Source organism: Scandinavium goeteborgense, assembly GCF_003935895.2.
Classification (GTDB): Bacteria; Pseudomonadota; Gammaproteobacteria; order Enterobacterales; family Enterobacteriaceae; genus Scandinavium; species Scandinavium goeteborgense.
Genome location: NZ_CP054058.1, coordinates 1,876,617 through 1,893,751, shown reverse-complemented (window position 1 = coordinate 1,893,751; position 17,135 = coordinate 1,876,617). Strand labels below are relative to the sequence as shown.

General features: G+C 56.5%; 14 protein-coding genes. 4 read left to right on the top strand and 10 right to left on the bottom strand.

Features of this window, described 5'->3' with window-relative positions; all coding sequences use genetic code 11:
- The first annotated feature begins 263 nt into the window (after positions 1 to 263).
- The 3 genes from pth to A8O29_RS09810 all read left to right on the top strand — a co-directional run bounded on the left by pth (position 264) and on the right by A8O29_RS09810 (position 2,696).
- The gene (pth, locus tag A8O29_RS09820; protein WP_110508678.1) at positions 264 to 848 is read left to right on the top strand and encodes an aminoacyl-tRNA hydrolase; all 585 of its coding nucleotides are present in this window, start codon (positions 264 to 266) and stop codon (positions 846 to 848) included.
- A gap of 115 nt (positions 849 to 963) precedes the next feature.
- Positions 964 to 2,055, top strand: a complete 1,092-nt coding sequence (ychF, locus tag A8O29_RS09815) for a redox-regulated ATPase YchF (RefSeq protein ID WP_125352954.1) — start codon at positions 964 to 966, stop codon at positions 2,053 to 2,055.
- Between the two features lie 158 nt (positions 2,056 to 2,213).
- On the top strand, positions 2,214 to 2,696 hold the full coding sequence (locus tag A8O29_RS09810) for a glutathione peroxidase (RefSeq protein WP_125352952.1): 483 nt from the start codon (positions 2,214 to 2,216) through the stop codon (positions 2,694 to 2,696).
- A gap of 113 nt (positions 2,697 to 2,809) precedes the next feature.
- On the opposite strand, the gene A8O29_RS09805 is transcribed toward A8O29_RS09810, so the two are convergent.
- The 3 genes from A8O29_RS09805 to aspT (A8O29_RS09795) form a co-directional block, all read right to left on the bottom strand.
- Positions 2,810 to 4,474: a bifunctional aspartate transaminase/aspartate 4-decarboxylase gene (locus tag A8O29_RS09805; RefSeq protein WP_125352951.1), complete on the bottom strand. Its 1,665-nt coding sequence runs from the start codon at positions 4,472 to 4,474 to the stop codon at positions 2,810 to 2,812.
- Between the two features lie 80 nt (positions 4,475 to 4,554).
- Positions 4,555 to 6,240, bottom strand: a complete 1,686-nt coding sequence (aspT, locus tag A8O29_RS09800; protein ID WP_125352949.1) for an aspartate-alanine antiporter — start codon at positions 6,238 to 6,240, stop codon at positions 4,555 to 4,557.
- 38 nt (positions 6,241 to 6,278) lie between these two features.
- The gene (gene aspT, locus A8O29_RS09795) at positions 6,279 to 7,979 is read right to left on the bottom strand and encodes an aspartate-alanine antiporter (protein WP_125352947.1); all 1,701 of its coding nucleotides are present in this window, start codon (positions 7,977 to 7,979) and stop codon (positions 6,279 to 6,281) included.
- An 887-nt stretch (positions 7,980 to 8,866) separates the two neighbouring features.
- Between aspT (A8O29_RS09795) and A8O29_RS09790 the strand changes: the two genes are divergently transcribed.
- A complete protein-coding gene (locus tag A8O29_RS09790; protein ID WP_125352945.1) occupies positions 8,867 to 11,155 on the top strand; it encodes an FdhF/YdeP family oxidoreductase in 2,289 nt (762 codons plus the stop codon).
- A gap of 42 nt (positions 11,156 to 11,197) precedes the next feature.
- On the opposite strand, the gene catA is transcribed toward A8O29_RS09790, so the two are convergent.
- The 7 genes from catA to A8O29_RS09755 all read right to left on the bottom strand — a co-directional run bounded on the left by catA (position 11,198) and on the right by A8O29_RS09755 (position 17,128).
- On the bottom strand, positions 11,198 to 12,124 hold the full coding sequence (catA, locus tag A8O29_RS09785) for a catechol 1,2-dioxygenase (RefSeq protein ID WP_125352943.1): 927 nt from the start codon (positions 12,122 to 12,124) through the stop codon (positions 11,198 to 11,200).
- Positions 12,125 to 12,167: 43 nt separating this feature from the next.
- Complete coding sequence (gene catC, locus A8O29_RS09780; RefSeq protein ID WP_110508694.1) at positions 12,168 to 12,455, bottom strand: muconolactone Delta-isomerase; 288 nt, start codon at positions 12,453 to 12,455, stop codon at positions 12,168 to 12,170.
- 11 nt (positions 12,456 to 12,466) lie between these two features.
- Positions 12,467 to 13,579, bottom strand: coding sequence for a muconate cycloisomerase family protein (locus A8O29_RS09775; RefSeq protein ID WP_125352941.1), 1,113 nt, complete (start codon positions 13,577 to 13,579; stop codon positions 12,467 to 12,469).
- A complete protein-coding gene (locus A8O29_RS09770) occupies positions 13,563 to 14,843 on the bottom strand; it encodes an MFS transporter (RefSeq protein WP_168713834.1) in 1,281 nt (426 codons plus the stop codon). The genes A8O29_RS09775 and A8O29_RS09770 overlap by 17 nt, the downstream gene beginning before the upstream one ends.
- A gap of 96 nt (positions 14,844 to 14,939) precedes the next feature.
- The gene (locus A8O29_RS09765; protein ID WP_125352937.1) at positions 14,940 to 15,434 is read right to left on the bottom strand and encodes a flavin reductase; all 495 of its coding nucleotides are present in this window, start codon (positions 15,432 to 15,434) and stop codon (positions 14,940 to 14,942) included.
- Positions 15,435 to 15,444: 10 nt separating this feature from the next.
- Positions 15,445 to 16,377, bottom strand: a complete 933-nt coding sequence (locus A8O29_RS09760; protein WP_125352935.1) for a PDR/VanB family oxidoreductase — start codon at positions 16,375 to 16,377, stop codon at positions 15,445 to 15,447.
- Between the two features lie 10 nt (positions 16,378 to 16,387).
- Positions 16,388 to 17,128: an SDR family NAD(P)-dependent oxidoreductase gene (locus tag A8O29_RS09755; protein ID WP_174081291.1), complete on the bottom strand. Its 741-nt coding sequence runs from the start codon at positions 17,126 to 17,128 to the stop codon at positions 16,388 to 16,390.
- Between the last annotated feature and the right edge of the window lie 7 nt (positions 17,129 to 17,135).

Below are 17,135 nucleotides of genomic sequence, written 5' to 3'. Positions count from 1 at the left end.
TCCGGAACTTTGGGTTGACAGGGAATATCCCTGGTCCTTGTGTGTAAAGTATAGACAACACTTTTGCCGGTTAGTGCGTATGCGATCACAATTACGAACATCTGGGCAACATAACTTTACAAATAACAGCCTGAACTATATAAATTTCTAATGGTTCAGCGCCGCAACGATTCCCCTCACCCCGTCTGGCTTGCAGAATTTTGTCTCCCGCAGCGATTACAGTACACTACGCGCCAGATATCGACGCACTCAGGAATAAAAACGTGACGATTAAACTGATTGTCGGCCTTGCCAATCCAGGGGCTGAATATGCCGCGACCCGTCATAACGCCGGGGCCTGGTATGTGGATTTACTGGCCGACCGCTGCCGCGCGCCGCTGCGCGAAGAAAGCAAATTCTTTGGTTATACCTCGCGCATCAACTTAGCGGGCGAAGATGTGCGCCTGCTGGTGCCCACCACCTTCATGAACCTCAGCGGTAAATCCGTTGCCGCGATGGCAACCTTTTTCCGCATCGCCCCGGACGAAATTCTGGTCGCCCATGACGAACTGGACCTGCCACCCGGCGTGGCGAAGTTCAAACTCGGTGGCGGACACGGCGGTCATAACGGTCTGAAGGACATCATCAGCAAACTCGGTAACAACCCTAATTTTCATCGGTTACGCGTGGGAATCGGTCATCCGGGCGATAAAAACAAAGTTGTTGGTTTTGTTCTGGGGAAACCACCGATGTCGGAACAGAAGCTGATAGACGAAGCGGTTGACGAAGCGGCACGCTGTACCGAGGTGTGGCTGAAAGACGGGCTGACCAAAGCGACCAACCGCTTACACGCTTTTAAAGCACAATAACGCCCGGCAGGCGGCAATTTTGCCCCGCGCCGTGTATAATAGGCGAAGTTGTTTACTTTTATGCAATCTGTTCAACGTAACAGGTTGATTACCAAAGATTAAGGTGATTTACATCATGGGATTTAAATGCGGTATCGTCGGCCTGCCTAACGTCGGCAAATCCACCCTGTTCAACGCGCTCACCAAAGCCGGTATCGAAGCGGCCAACTTCCCGTTCTGTACCATCGAGCCGAACACCGGTGTCGTGCCGATGCCCGATCCGCGTCTGGATGCGCTGGCTGAAATCGTCAAGCCACAGCGTATTCTGCCGACCACCATGGAATTCGTCGACATCGCCGGTCTGGTGAAAGGCGCGTCCAAAGGTGAAGGCCTGGGCAACCAGTTCCTGACCAACATCCGTGAAACCGAAGCTATCGGCCACGTGGTGCGCTGCTTTGAAAACGACAACATCATCCACGTTAATAACAAAGTCGACCCGGCTGATGATATTGACGTTATCAATACCGAGCTGGCGCTGTCTGACCTCGATACCTGCGAACGTGCTATCCACCGCGTACAAAAACGCGCGAAAGGCGGCGACAAAGACGCGAAAGCTGAACTGGTCGCACTGGAAAAATGCCTGCCACAGCTGGAAAACGCCGGTATGCTGCGCGCGCTGGATCTGTCTGAAGAAGATAAAGCCGCCATCAAATACCTGAGCTTCCTGACCCTGAAGCCAACCATGTACATCGCGAACGTCAACGAAGACGGTTTCGAAAACAACCCGTACCTCGACCAGGTGCGTAAAATCGCCGAAGCTGAAGGTTCTGTGGTGGTTGCCGTGTGCGCCGCAGTTGAATCCGACATCGCTGAACTGGACGACGCTGACCGTGACGAATTCATGGCAGAGCTGGGCATCGAAGAGCCGGGTCTGAACCGCGTTATCCGCGCCGGTTACGAACTGCTGAACCTGCAAACCTACTTCACCGCTGGCGTGAAAGAAGTTCGCGCGTGGACCATCCCTGTCGGCGCGACCGCTCCACAGGCAGCGGGTAAAATCCACACCGACTTCGAAAAAGGCTTCATCCGTGCGCAGACCATCGCCTACGAAGACTTCATCACTTTCAAGGGTGAGCAAGGTGCAAAAGAAGCCGGTAAAATGCGCGCTGAAGGCAAAGACTACATCGTTAAAGATGGCGACGTGATGAACTTCCTGTTCAACGTCTAAGTTCTGGCTTTCGCAGTATCCCGAGAAAATCCACGCTTTGGCGTGGATTTTTTTATGGCCGTTTTAGCTGGCATGGATGTAAGGTTGAGCATCGCCGTCGAGTAAAGCGCTGACTGGCAATCTTGACGACAACCTGAATCCGCGTTGAGGACGCCGACATGACCCCTTTTCATCAACTTTCTGCCACCAGCCTGCGTGGCGAGCCTGTCTCTATGGCTGACTATGCGGGCAAGCTGGTTCTGGTAGTTAACACCGCCAGCCATTGTGGATTCACGCCACAATACGCCGGCCTCGAAGCGCTCTATACAAAGTACGCCGCTCAGGGTCTGGTGGTGCTTGGCTTCCCCTGCAACCAGTTCGGTAAACAGGAACCCGGCGACGCCGACGACATCGCGCAGACCTGTCACATCAACTATGGCGTAAGTTTCCCGATGTTCGAGAAAGTGGCGGTCAACGGCCCCACATCGCACCCGGTGTTTCATTACCTGAAAGCGGAATTGCCCGGCGTGCTGGGTGGACGGATCAAGTGGAACTTCACTAAATTCCTGATCGGACGCGACGGTAAACCGCTCAAGCGTTTTGCACCGTTTACTACTCCAGAGAAAATGGAAACCGTCATCCTCGCGGCACTTGAAAGCTAAACCGTTAACTCAGCAACGGTGGCTATCGGTCCACGCTTTACCGCGATAAACGTAAAAAAAGGCAGTGCCCCAAAGGACACTGCCTGTTATTCCATGCCTACTACCCTACTCGATTACTTCTTTTTGCCTTTCGCTTTCACAGTGGCATTTTCAATCGTTTTAACGGCTTTGGCCGCAGGCGGCGTTACCTTCGCCCCGGTCGCCTGAACAAACAATTGATAATACTCTTCTGCCAGTTTGCGTATCGCTTTACCGATATTGGCATAGTCATATTCATTCAGGTTGGCCAGCGAAACGCGCCATGACGGGTCGGTGGTGCCGAACCCTTTACCTGGCAGCAGAATGACACCTGTCTCCTCGGCCAGGCGGAACAACGCCTGATTCGGTTTCATCTGGCTTATCATCCACTTGGTAAAATCTTTACCGTACATTTCTTCAGCCAGCTCTTGCAGATCCAGCAGGTGGTAATAACGTACCGAGTTGGCGTCATACGGCATTGGCAGACCCAGCTCACGGTAAAGCGCTTCTTTACGACGCAATACGATACGTTTCATTTCTGCTTTATACGCATCCGGCTCATCCATCAGACAGAAGAGCGAGAACAGCGTCATCTGCGCCTGAATTGGCGTTGAAAGCCCGGCGGTATGGTTCAGGGCGACGGTACGACTATCCGCCACCAGACGGTCGATAAACTTCAGACTGCGTGGCGTAGTGGTGATAGATGAATAGCGTTTATCCAGCTGCTTCTGTTTGGCTTCAGGTAACGCCGCGATCGCCGCATCAATGATGTTGTTTTCGTGGGTTGCTACAATCCCCATACGCCAGCCCGTTGCGCCGAAGTATTTGGAGAAGGAGTACACCAGGATGGTGTTATAAGGGCAAATCGCAAACAACGAAACAAAGTTATCGGCAAAGGTGGCGTAAACATCGTCCGTCAGGATGATCAGGTCTGGGCGTTTTTTCACGATTTCGGCGATATAACGCAGCGAATCGTCGTCAATTTTAACCGATGGCGGGTTGCTCGGGTTCACCAGGAAGAAGGCTTTCACCTTCGGATCCAGCAACTTATCCAGCTCTTCTCGCGTGTACTGCCAGTTGTTCGACTGCGGCGCGTCGATATGAATCGTTTTGAGGTTGTAATCACTCAGCTCAGGGATCTCGATGTATGGCGTGAAGATCGGCATCCCGAGCGCAATGGTATCGCCTTCATTGATGACATGGTTCGATTTCAGGCTGGCGAACAGATAGGTCATCGCCGCCGTACCGCCTTCCAGCGCATACATATCGAATTTGCCGACGAAAGGATAATTACCAATCATTTCTTTGTGGATGTACTTGCCGACAATTTCTTCACTCATCGTCAGCATGCGGTCCGGCACCGGGTAGTTACAGCCCAGAATCGCTTCGCACATCTCGTAGATGAAGTCGCCCGCGTTGAGCCCCATCTGGTCGCGGATATACGACACGGCGGATTCAATAAATCGTACTCCAGGAACCGTTTCATGCTGTTTGGCGAACAGTTCGAAGCGTGCCTCAATTCCTTCACGCTGAGGGAATCCGCCGACATGTTCCATGTAGCGGTAAGAACGCTCGGCTTCTGTCATCGCAAACAGGCCAAACTGGAAAAAGCCATGGCGTGGGGTGGTGGCGAGGAAGTTCGGGTTCCCACGGCCTGCGTTTAACATCAACTGATTGCTTTGAACGGCACGCTGCATCAGTGCATCTTTCAGTTCAAAAGGGCTTAATAGCGCGAGTTTTTCCGAATCGCTAAAATCCATGTCACTACTCCTGAATCATTGACAGATTAACCTGCCAGCCCGCGTTGCTCAGGGCTGGCGACCATTTTGACGAAACTGCATTAAACCAATGCCACGACCAGCGGCCCCAACAGCGTCAAAAAGACGTTGGCGAGGGCGTAGGTGATGGCAAAGGGAACGGTTGGGACTGAGTTTTCAGCTTTATCGAGAATTTCACCGAAGGCAGGGTTAGCACTGCGGGTCCCACTCAACGCCCCGGCGAAAATGGCGGTGTTATCGTAGCGAAGGACATAGCGGCCAAATAACATGGTGAGAATCAACGGCAGAATAGTCACCACCACGCCGATGATGAGGATTTTCAGGCCCTGGCTTTCGACGGTTTGCACCGCTTGCAGGCCGGAAGAAATCCCCACCACCACTACGAAGGCCGCCAGGCCCAGATCTTTCAGAATTTGTACAGCGCCCGACGGCATGTAGCCGAACGACTGACGGCGAGAACGGAACCAGCCGAACAGCAAACCAGACAGCAATGCACCGCCGCCGCTGCCGAGGGTCAACGGAATAGAACCAATTTTTGCGGTCAACATCCCGACCAGTAACCCGACCACCAGGCCTGCGCCCATATACACAAAGTCGGTTTTGGCGCTCGGCACAATGGCATGGCCGACCAGGTCTACCACGCGTTTAACGTCATTCTCTGCGCCAAACACGGTGACCATATCGCCCAACGCCAGTTCAGTTTCCGGCTCCAGCGGCAAAATTTTACCCTGACGCGAAATCTGCGAGACATACACGCCGTGACGCACATCGTGTGCCACTTCCGCCCGAATCTCGCCAAACGCCCTTTTATCGAGCGTCTTGTTGGTGATCACCACATCCCGGCGCTGCATGGTCAATTCCATGCCTTCTTCGTCGTGCATCTCCTTGCCTAATTTATCGGCAACGGAGACCACTGCGTTACGACGCCCCACCACCAGCACGATATCGCCAGGCAGTAACTGCATATCCGGACTCGGCTCGAGAATTTGTTTCTCGCGCTTAACACGCTCAATGGTGATAGGCACTTCGGTGTTGTTTTCGAGGGCCTGCACGCTGGTTGCGATCCCGGCAGGCAGCTTGAAAATCCTGCCCACTAAATCAGGTGCCGCCGCTTCCTGGCCCGGCCCAAACACGTTCGCCCCGGCCTGAATCTCGTTCTCGGCCTTCAGGGCATCGTCTTTAATGCTTCGACCCATAAATTTCGGCAGCAAATTCACACACACCAAAATGGCACCGAATGACCCGAACACGTAGGTCACGGCGTAGCCAATCGCCACGTTACCTTGCAGGCGCTGAACCTCATCGGCCCCGAGGCCCAGTTTGGTAATTGCGTCACCCGCCGTACCGATGATCGCCGACTGGGTCAGTGCCCCCGCGGCAACCCCTGCGGCCAGACCTTTATCCAGATCAAACCAGCGCGCCAACAGCACCACGGTCGCCAGGGCGGTAATGGAAAGCACCATCGCGAGAATGATTTCTTTGACGGATTGCTTGCCCAGCGAGCGGAAGAAATCTGGCCCGCTCTCATACCCGACGGCATAAATAAACAGGGCAAACATCACCGATTTCACTTCGGGATCGATCTGAACCCCGACCTGGCTGACTATTACGGCCACCAGTAACGAGCCTGCTACCCCACCTAACTGAAACTTCCCAAATTTAATCTTGCCGATGTAATACCCGGCAGCAATCGAGAAAAACAGTGCGATCTCGGGAGACTTTTGAAACAAATCGTGCAACCAGTTCATGGGTTAACCTCAGTTACATGGATGAAAAGTCCTGACAGCTATAAGGGCTGGAATGAACTCGCCAGACCGACAATCAACGGCCCCATCAATGGGAGCACGACGTTGGAAATTGCGTAGGTGATGGTGTAACCCAGCAGCGGCGTGGAGTTTCCACACGCGTTCTGAATTGCACTCAATGCGGGTGTACTGCACTGCTGCCCAGCGATGGCACCCAATAACACGGGTGGGCTGAGCTTGAGCAAAAAATGGCCGACTAACAGGGACAGCGAGGCAGGAATGACGGCAATCGCCACGCCAAGCACCGGCAAGGTAAAGCCATATTGTTCAATCAGCGCCAGCGCCTGTGGCCCGGATGACAGGCCAACACCGGCAATGAACCCGGCGAGGCCCAAATCTTTAAGCAGCGACAGCGCATCCGAATTGACCGTATGCAGGTCGGCGCGACGGGCGTGATACCAGCCGAGGATCAAACCGACAACCAGCACGCCGCCACCGGTTCCTGCGGAGAAGGGAATCCCGCCAATTTTGAGGGTGAAGCTGCCGAGGATGGTGCCCAGCGCAATCGCCACCCCGGCAATGCCGAGATTGCTGGCCAGTTTGTCCGGCAACAATTTGCCGATAACGCCTAATTGCGGGGCTGACGTGCGACCGCCGCCGGGGCTGGCGTCGTAAATCTGCAAAATATCGTGTTTCTGCAACAGCGTGCCAGGCAGCGAAGGGAGCGTGGCATCACCCCGCAGAATGGAGGCGACATGCACACCCGGCGGTAACGTCAGCGATTTAAGCGGCTGGTTGAACATCGCGGGCGCGAGAAGCACAACGCTGTAGGTATCAAGCCCGACGCTCAGCGAGGTGGTATCGGGCATTTCTCTGCCCAGCATCTTCGAGATATCAATCATCGAACCGCGATAACCTACCACCAGCACTTCATCGCCACGACGCAGCTTGAGACCCGGCGACAGCGCCACCTGCCGGCCACGACGCTGAACGCGGATAATACTGCTTTGCTGGCCCAGCGTCGCCAGGAGGGATGAGACGGTTTGACCTGCCCCGCCCTCCACAATGTAAGCGCGCCCGACGACCGCAGGCAGAGCAGAAACCCCTTCGGTATCAATGCGCCCGCCCATGCTCACCCACAGTTTGTCGGCTTCTTCACGCAGATTGACGCGCAGGAAAAGGGGGAATAGCTGGCTGGTCACGATAACAATGGTGATCAGGCCGCAGATGTAAGTGATGGAATAGGCCGTGACGACATTGCCCTGCAAGCGAATGATTTCATGGTCGGGCAAGTCGAGACGCGAAATCGCATCCGTCGCGGTTCCGACAACGGCTGATTCGGTCGCAGCCCCGGCCATCATTCCTGCCGCGGTACCGGGGTCCAGATGCATTACCACCGTCGCGGCCAACACCAGCGCCAGTACCGCCACCACTTCAATCAGGCAAAAAATACCCAACTGCAGGCCTCTGGCATTGAGATTGGCAAAGAATTGTGGGCCGCCGCTGTAACCTAAGGCGAAGATAAACAACATGAAAAAGACATTCTTAATTCCCGACTCAACCGGGATATTAAGCTGACCAATCAACAAGGCGGCGATCAGGGTGCCGCAGACACCGCCCAGTTGAATAGGCCCGAGGCGTATCTGGCCAATTCCATAGCCAAAGGTCAGGGCCAGAAAAATCGCCAGTCCTGGAGTCGTCTGCAACGCATGTGTGACATCGGCGATCAACGTAGCCAACATTCTGTATCCCCGGTCATTGAGTTGAACCTAACGCAGCGCAAAAGAAGCGGGTTATCCGCAATGCCCAATAATCAACACTTTGATGAACCCGCAATAAACCCAGGGACATAACATCCCGATAGATAAATGCCAGCAAAAACCCGACGAAAGGATTTTCATCAGAAAGAAACACGGTTTACGAAAATATAGCAGACGATTCAATCATCAACGGATACGCGTGGGATTCCGGGGCCGACTCAAACTGTTGGCGCATTGACAATATATTGTCTGTGTTATACCGGGGTTCTCGTCGGTTTCTCCGTATCACCCGCCTGTGGGTTATTGCTAAATAGATAACAACAATGCTTTTTTAATTAATCAGCAGCACCCGAGCCCCATGACTAGCCGCCACAAAACCTGATTTTTAATCTGAATGTTTAATTTTCAGCAGTGTTATTACGCATACAAAATTAAAAAATCACAATAATAAACTGGCTTAATTCATCAAATCGCATGAAGCCCTAAACAACCAAAGGACATTCAAATAACCGCTTCGCTTGGTGATTAACGTAATAACACTTGAAAAACAACCCACCAAAAATAAGAGGAAAATTAATGCAAAATAAACGAATCGGTGCAATAAAAACCCTCACAACATTAAGCGTTAAATATCCCCCTACACTCCGTGAGTCTTATTTCAAAGTATTGGATATAAACCATAATAAAGAGACATAACGACCTGCCAATTCCCTGCCCTGGCGACGTCACCTTTTCGCGGAGTCATCCTTAAAAAGCATCACCATTGGCTTCAGTGCCCGCTTCTCCTCACAATTTGTTCCTCTTTTGTCGTTAACCGTTAACGCCAGCAGTGTAGAATTGTTCCAGTAAACCACCCAGCAGGAGCGAATATGAACAACAAACGACGCGCAGTACCCGGGATCAGACACTATGACGGGCCTGCCGGCGGCTGGGGAGCATTGAAAGCCACGGCGATTGCCGTGCGCACGCAGATGGATACCTTTGACGCGCCCCCGACGCTGCTGCGCACCAACCAGCCTGATGGGTTTGACTGCCCAGGCTGCGCGTGGCCGGATAAAGAACACAAATCCACCTTCCAGTTTTGCGAGAACGGCGCGAAAGCCGTGACCTGGGAAGCCACCAACAAACGCGTCACGCCAGAGTTTCTGGCGGCCAATACTGTGACCTCGCTGCTGGCGAAAAGTGATTTCGAGCTGGAAGGCTATGGCCGTTTAACGCATCCGCTGGTATACGACAAAGCCAGCGACACCCTGCGCCCAGTAGAATGGGACGCCGCCTTTGCGCGCATTGGCGAAGTCCTGCGCGGACTGGCCCCGGATGAAGTCGAGTTTTACACCTCCGGTCGTGCCTCGAACGAAGCGGCTTATTTATTCCAGCTGTTCGCCCGTGAACTGGGCACCAATAATTTCCCCGACTGTTCCAATATGTGCCACGAAGCCACCAGCACCGGCCTGCCGCGTTCTATTGGCATCGGGAAAGGCACGGTCTCGCTCGATGATTTTGAGAAAACCGAGCTGGTGCTGTCCATTGGCCATAATCCGGGTACCAACCACCCGCGCATGATGGGCACCCTGCACGAACTGGCCCGTCGCGGTGTGCCGATTATCGTCTTTAACCCGCTGCGCGAGCGCGCGCTGGAACGTTTTGCCGATCCACAGAGCGTGGTCGAAATGGCGACCTACAGCTCAACCGATATCGCCTCAACCTATTTCCAGGTCAAAGCGGGCGGCGACGCGGCGGCGTTAAAAGGCATCGCCAAACACCTGCTCGCCCTTGAGGCCGAGCACGGCCAGGTGCTGGACGGGGAATTTATTGCCGCGCACACCGAAGGTTTTGCCGATTTCTCTGCGGATATTCGCGCAACCTCATGGGAATCTATCGAACAGGAATCGGGTCTGACGCGCGCCGAACTGGAAAGCGTCGCCATCGCGTACGCCAAATCCAACGCCACCATCATTACCTACGGCATGGGCGTCACCCAGCACAATAAAGGCACCGCCAACGTCCGTTTAATTGCGGATTTACTGCTGATGCGCGGCAATATTGGCAAACCCGGCGCAGGCATTTGTCCGTTGCGCGGGCACTCCAACGTGCAGGGCAACCGCACGGTCGGCATCACCGAAAAACCGACCGCCGCCTTCCTGTCAAAAATTGAAGAAGTATTCGGTTTTGTGCCGCCGTCTAAGCACGGTCACGATGCCGTGGCGGCGACGCAGGCGATGATTGACGGCGATTCCAAAGCGATGATTTGCCTCGGGGGCAACTTTGCCGTGGCGATGCCCGACCATGAGCAGGCGTTCCCGGCGATGCAAAAGCTCGACCTCAGCGTTCACGTCGGCACCAAGCTCAACCGCACCCATTTGCTGGTCGCCAAAGAGACGTTTATTTTCCCGTGTCTGGGCCGCACCGAGCTGGATATGCAGCAGAGCGGCAAGCAGTCGATTACCGTGGAAGATTCGATGTCGATGGTTCACGCCTCTTCCGGCAAGCTGAAACCGGCGTCCGCGCAGCTGCTGTCCGAACCGGCGATTGTCGCAGGCATGGCTAAAGCAACGCTGAAGAACACCAAAGTGGCGTGGACGGAGTTGGTCGCCGATTACGACCGGATCCGCAGCTTGATTGAGCAAACCCTGCCCGGCTTCACCGATTACAACGCGCGTATCCGCGTGCCAGGCGGTTTCCGCATGCCGCTGCCGCCAACGGAGCGCGTGTGGCCGACGGCGACCGGCAAAGCGATGTTTTCGGTATTCAACGGCGTGGATGAGAACGTCAAAGGCGAAGGCGACAACACCTTACGGATGATCACCCTGCGCAGTCACGATCAGTACAACACCACCATTTACGCGCTGGACGACCGCTATCGCGGCGTGTTTGGCCGTCGTGATGTGCTGTTTATGAACGAAGAGGATATGGCGCAGTTGGGGCTGGAGCACGGCGACCGGGTGGATATTTCCACCGCGCTGCCCGACAGCCATCAGCGGCTGGAAGATATCACCGTGGTGGCGTACAGCATCGCTTCCGGCTCGGTCGGGGCCTATTACCCGGAAGCCAACGTGCTGATTCCGCTCAGTTATCGTGATGAAGACAGCGGCACGCCGTCGTATAAATCGGTGCCAGTGCGGGTGACGCTGCGCTCGAAAGAGATCCGCAGCCTGTAACGCGTCATGGCAGGGCAGCCTGAAAACTGCCCTGCTTTTTCCTTATTCCTTCACGCGCGCACGTTTCACCCTTTCCTCTTCGCTGCTTTCATGGGTCGCCACCAGCGAGAAATCAAAACTCACTTCGGTATGCGGGGCGGGAATATCGCGCTGCTGCGCCAGACTTGGGTCGGTGATGTTGACCGGATCGGCAATCAACTCTTCGCGGGTCGCAAAGGCAAAGTCATCCCACAAATATTCATCCCCACTGAGGTTGATCTGCGTGGTCAGATGCTTAAAGCCCGGGGCGGACACGAAGAAATGCACGTGCGCCGGGCGATTGCCGTGACGGCCTAATCCGTTCAGCAGTTTTTGCGTCGGGCCATCCGGCGGACAACCATAGCCGCACGGCACAATGCTGCGTACCGCATAGCGCCCGTCAGCCCCGGTTTCGACCCGGCGGCGTAAGTTGTATTCGCTTTGCGACGGGTCGAAGAACGAGTATCCACCCATCGTGTTGGCATGCCAGATATCGACCACCGCGCCCGCCACCGGCTGGCCATTAATATCGGTCACCTGCCCGTGCAGCCACATGGCTTCGGCTTTTTCACTGCCGTCATCCATGCGCGCAAAACCCTTGCTCAGCGGCGCATTGGCCACGTACAGCGGCCCTTCGATGGTACGAGGCGTACCGGTTTCATTCCCGGAGGCGGCCTCTTTTTCATCGGCACGCATATCCAGATAATGTTCCAGTCCCAGGCCCGCCGCCAACAGCGCCGCCTCTTTGCGCTCCCCCAGTTCGTTGAGATAGTTCACCGCCAGCCAGAACTCTTCATCGGTGATATCGAACTTTTTGATGGTCTGACACAGGTCGCCGAGCACCTGATGCATGATGGCTTTAAACCGCTCGCTGCCCTGCGCTGAATTTAAGCCGCTGCTGATGGCGAGTAACGTTTCCAGTTCTGTTTGTTTTGCCGGATTGACTGACATTGCAACTTCCTCTTGTAGGGTAAGGGTTGTTTTCGTTATGTAATTACTGCTCGTTATGAATTGACGACGGGTGTTCACACAGCGGCTGCACGCTGATCTCCATGTACGGATAGAGCGGCAGCGCCGTTAAAAGGGTGTGCAGCTCCTGGTTGTCCGCCACGTCAAAAATGCTGACGTTGGCGTACTGACCCACCACGCGCCAGATGTGCGGCCACTTACCGTCGCGCTGCAATTGCTGTGAATAGGCTTTCTCTTTGGCTTTGATTTCATCCGCCTGCGCTTTCGGTAACGACGACGGAATGTTGACCTGCATTTCAACTTTAAAAAGCATGCTGATGTCCTTTATGTTCTGGCGTAATGACGAAGTTTGTCGGGGTCGATATCCACACCCAGGCCGGGGCCCTGCGGCAGCGTGACCTGTCCGTGACTGAAATCGAGCGGGCGCACCACGATGTCGTCTTTCAGCAGCAGCGGGCCGAACATCTCGGTGCCCCACTGCATGTTTATCGTCGACCAGGCGTGTAAAGAGGCCACGGTGCCGAGGGTGCCTTCGAGCATGGTGCCGCCGTACAGCGCCACTCCGGCTGCCTGTGCGACCTGCGCCAGTTTCAGCGCCTGCACAGGTCCGCCCGCTTTGGCGATTTTCAACGCGTACGCGCCAGTGAAACCGCCGCTCGCCAGGGCGTAGCCGTCATGTGCCGTCGCCACCGCTTCATCGGCCAGGATCGGCACGGCAAAACGCTGGCTGAGCGTGATTAATCCGCGTTGATCCCACAGCGGGATCGGCTGTTCGACCAGGTCGATGCCGCCCGCCTGCAGTTCGGTCATGCCTTTGATGGCGGTGGTCACGTCCCACGCCTGATTGACGTCGACCCGAATGCTGACCTCATCGCCGAGAGCGGCTTTAATCGCCAGTGCGTGGCGGATATCGGTTTTCAGCTCGCGGGCACCAACTTTGAGTTTGAAGGTATCGTGCCGCCCTTCCGCCAGCAGGCGCTTGCCCTCGTCGATATCCTTTTCGGTATCGCCGCTCGCCAGCGTCCACAGCACCGGCTGACGTTCGGTTAATGCCCCGCCGAGCAGCGCACTGACCGGCAGGCCGAGCATTTTCCCCTGCACGTCGAGGAACGCGGTTTCTAGGGCCGATTTCGCAAAGGTATTGCCCTTCACGCTGGCGTTCATTTTCGCGGCGAGCGCGGCCACACCGCTGAACGTCTGCCCACACAGCAACGGCGAGAGATAGGTTTCAATCGCTGACTTAATCGACTCCGGGCTTTCTGAGCCGTAACTTAAGCCGCCGATGGTGGTGGCTTCGCCCCAGCCCACGCCCTGCGCGCAGGTCATGCGCACGATGGTCAGGGTCTGACAGCCCATGGTGGTCATCGACAGCTTATGCGGGCGAATGGTCGGGATATCCACCAGCCAGCAAGCGATGGACTCAATGGTGATGCTCATTATTCACTCCTGTGTTGGTATTTTGTCGGCCCGACGGCAGGCTGCGCAGCGCCACCCAGGCCAGTAAGGCGTACGCCACCAGCAGCAACGACACCGGCCAGGAGGCGTTAAATTCCATGAGCAGCGCCACCGCCAGCATCGGCCCCAGGCCGCCGGAAAATATCGACCCGACTTCATGCCCGAGCGCCAATCCGGAATAGCGCACCCGCACCGGGAACAGGTCGCTCATGATGCAGGGCTGAGTGCCGATCATCGCCCCGTGACACACCGGTAAACCGAGCATCATCGCCAGCATCACCCAGCCGTAGTTGCCGGTGGAAAGCAGCCAGAAGAACGGAAACGCCATCACCAACAGGCCAATCACACCGATGTAATAAACCGGCTTCAGCCCGATGCGATCCGACAATGCGCCCCAGAACAGAATCGAGAAAAACTCCACCAGCATCGCCAGCGTCACGGCGCTGATGATTTCCCCGGTGCCGATGCCAATGTGTTTGGCGTACACCACCGAAAAGGTGAAGAAAATATACGATGCGCCGTTTTCCGGCAGGCGCAGGGCTATGGCCTGCAACAGCGCTTTCGGGTGATCGCGCATCAAGGTAATCAGTGGGATTTTTTCGTGTTTGTCTTCCGGTTTGGCTTGCGTAAAGGCTTTGCTCTCACGGATGTTTTTGCGGATATACACGCCGACCAAAAAGATGACGATGCTCAGCAGGAACGGCACGCGCCAGCCCCAACTCATGAAATCCGCTTCCGGCAGTTGCTGCACCAGATAAAAGGCGAAGGCCGACAACACGAAGCCGCCGGAGACGCCCATCTGGCTCCAGGCGGTATAAAAACCACGGCGTGACGCGGGGGCGCTTTCGCTGAGCATCAGCACCCCGCCGCCCCATTCACCGCCCGAGGCCACGCCCTGCAAGAAGCGCAGCGTAATCAGCGAAATCGGCGCCCAGATACCCACCTGCGAATAGACCGGCAGCAGGCCAATCACAAACGTCGTCGCGCCCATCAGCGTTAAGGTCATGATCAGGGTCATTTTGCGGCTGTAGCGATCGCCAATATGCCCAAAGGCGATCCCGCCCAGCGGACGGGCCAGAAAGCCGACCGCAAAGCCAGAAAACGCCAGCAGCGTGCCCTGTAACGGATCGCCGCCGACCGGGAAAAACAGCGGGCCAAACACCAGCGCCGCCGCGGTGCCGTACAGGAAAAAGTCATACCATTCGAGTGCATTGCCCAACACCGAGGCCAGCACCAGTTTGCGCATCTGCTGCGCGTCCTGGGGCACGGCCCCGGCGGTTACGTTATTTTCGGTTGCCACATTGCTCATCACGCGTTGCCCTTTTTATCGGAAGGAGTGGGTTTACGCCTCGACGTCATGCCCGATGGCATGGTAACGACGATTGAAATAGACCAGCCCGCGCGGCTGCTCGCTGATGCGGATCGCCTGCACCTGACAGTAAAAGACCGAGTGGCTGCCCACTTCGTGACAGTCGGCAATCAGGCAGTCGAAGCAGGCCACCGCCGAACTCAGTACCGGCGCGCCGCTGCTCAACACCTGCCAGTTGTCATGCCCAAAACGTTCCTCCGAACGCAGGCTGGCGTTAGCAAACACGCCCGACAGCGCCTGGTGATCGCTCGATAACACGTTCACGCAGAGCGTGCCGTTGCGTTTGAAGTGCTCATGGGCGAAGGAGTTGCGGTTCATGCACACCAGCAGGGTTGGCGGCTGGTCGGTCACGCTACAGACGGCGGACGCCGTGAAGCCAAATTTACCCGCCGGGCCGTCGGTGGTGATCACCGACACCGCGCTCCCCAGCTGGGCCATCGCATTACGAAATTCAGTTTGCAGAGTCATGGGATATTCCTTACAAGTCGATAACCAGGCGGCCGCACTTCGACCGGGAACAGCACAGCAAAATCTGGTCGCCGTCGGCCTTTTCTTCGTCAGTGAGATAGCTGTCGCGATGGTCCGGCTCGCCCTCCAGCACATCGGTCAGGCAGCTGCCGCAAATGCCCTGCTTGCAGGAGACGTTGACCTTCAGCCCCGCCTGCGCCAGCGCTTCGACAATGGTCTGATCTTCCAGCACCTGAACGGTGATCCCGCTGGTTGCCGCCACCACTTCAAACGCCGCGCCGCCGGTTTGCACCTCGGCGCTGAAACACTCCTGATGGACGTTTTCTGCCGCATAGCCGAGGCGCTTTGCCCCGTCATTGACCGCGTCCATCAGCCGCGTCGGGCCGCAAACGTACACATGCGTATTCGGCGGCACGTCGCTCAGCACCGCGTCCAGGTTCAGGCGCTGCTGGTCGCTGAAATGCAGATGCACCTGCCCGGCGTAGCGCGCACTTTCCAGCTGCGCCACGAATGCCGCTTGACCACGTGACCGGGCGCAGTAGTGCAGCGTGAATGAACGTCCGGCGGCGTGCAGTTCGGCGGCCATCGCCAGCATCGGCGTGATGCCAATCCCGCCGCCAATCAGCAGGCTATGCCCGGCACGTTCATCGAGGGTAAATAGATTGCGCGGTTCACTGACGGTTATCGCGTCACCTTCGCGCAGGGCATGGACCGCCAGCGAACCTCCCTGCGAATTGCCGTCCTTGAGAATGCCAAGCTGATAATGCTGGCGGTCCTGCGGGTCACCGCATAGCGAGTAAGGCCGAATAAGGTCCTCGGTCAGATGCAGGTCGATATGCGCCCCCGCGCTGAACGCGGGCAGCACGATCCCGTCCGCATGGGCCAGCGTCAGCAGGACCACCTCGCCCTGCAACTCTCGCCGGATAACCTGAAGTGTCAGCATGTTTTGCTCCTCAACGCATGAACAGGCCGCCGTTGATGTCCCAGGTTGCCCCGGTGACAAACGACGCCTGCGGTGAAGCCAGCAACGCCACGGCCTGTGCGACAAACTCCGCATCGCCGAGGGTGCCCACCGGGATCATCTGCAACAGCCCCGCCATTTTCTCTTCCGGGACGATGGCGTGGACTGCCGGGGAATCCATCGGGCCCGGCGCGATGGCGTTGACCGTCACGCCGGATTTGCTCAGTTCGCGGGCGAATATTTTGGTCAGGGTCAGAATGCCGCCCTTCGACGCCGCGTAGTGCGCGCCCGAGGCGGTCCCGCCGTTTTGCCCGGCGAGTGAAGCCAGATTGATGATTCGCCCGTAGCCAAGGCTGGCGAAGTAGCGGCCCAGAGTCTGGCAGCCGACAAACGTGCCGCGCAGATTGGTGGTCATCACCCGGTCGAACTCATCGACCTCAATCTCCATCACCGGCGTCGCCAGGGTCAGCGCGGCGTTATTGACCAGCACCTCGAGGCGGCCAAAGCGGTCGATTGTCGCCTTCAGCGCCTGCTCAAAATCCTGTGGCTGACGAATGTCCAGCGCCAGCGCCAGCACCTTGCCCTGCCCGTTATCGATCCGGTCAGCGGCCTGCTGCACGCGGGCGGCATCCACGTCGGTCATCACCACCTGGAAACCTTGCGCCAGCAAATGCGTAGCAATAACGTTGCCCAGCCCGGCGGCAGCGCCGGTGACTAATGCGGTTTGGGTCATAACGCGC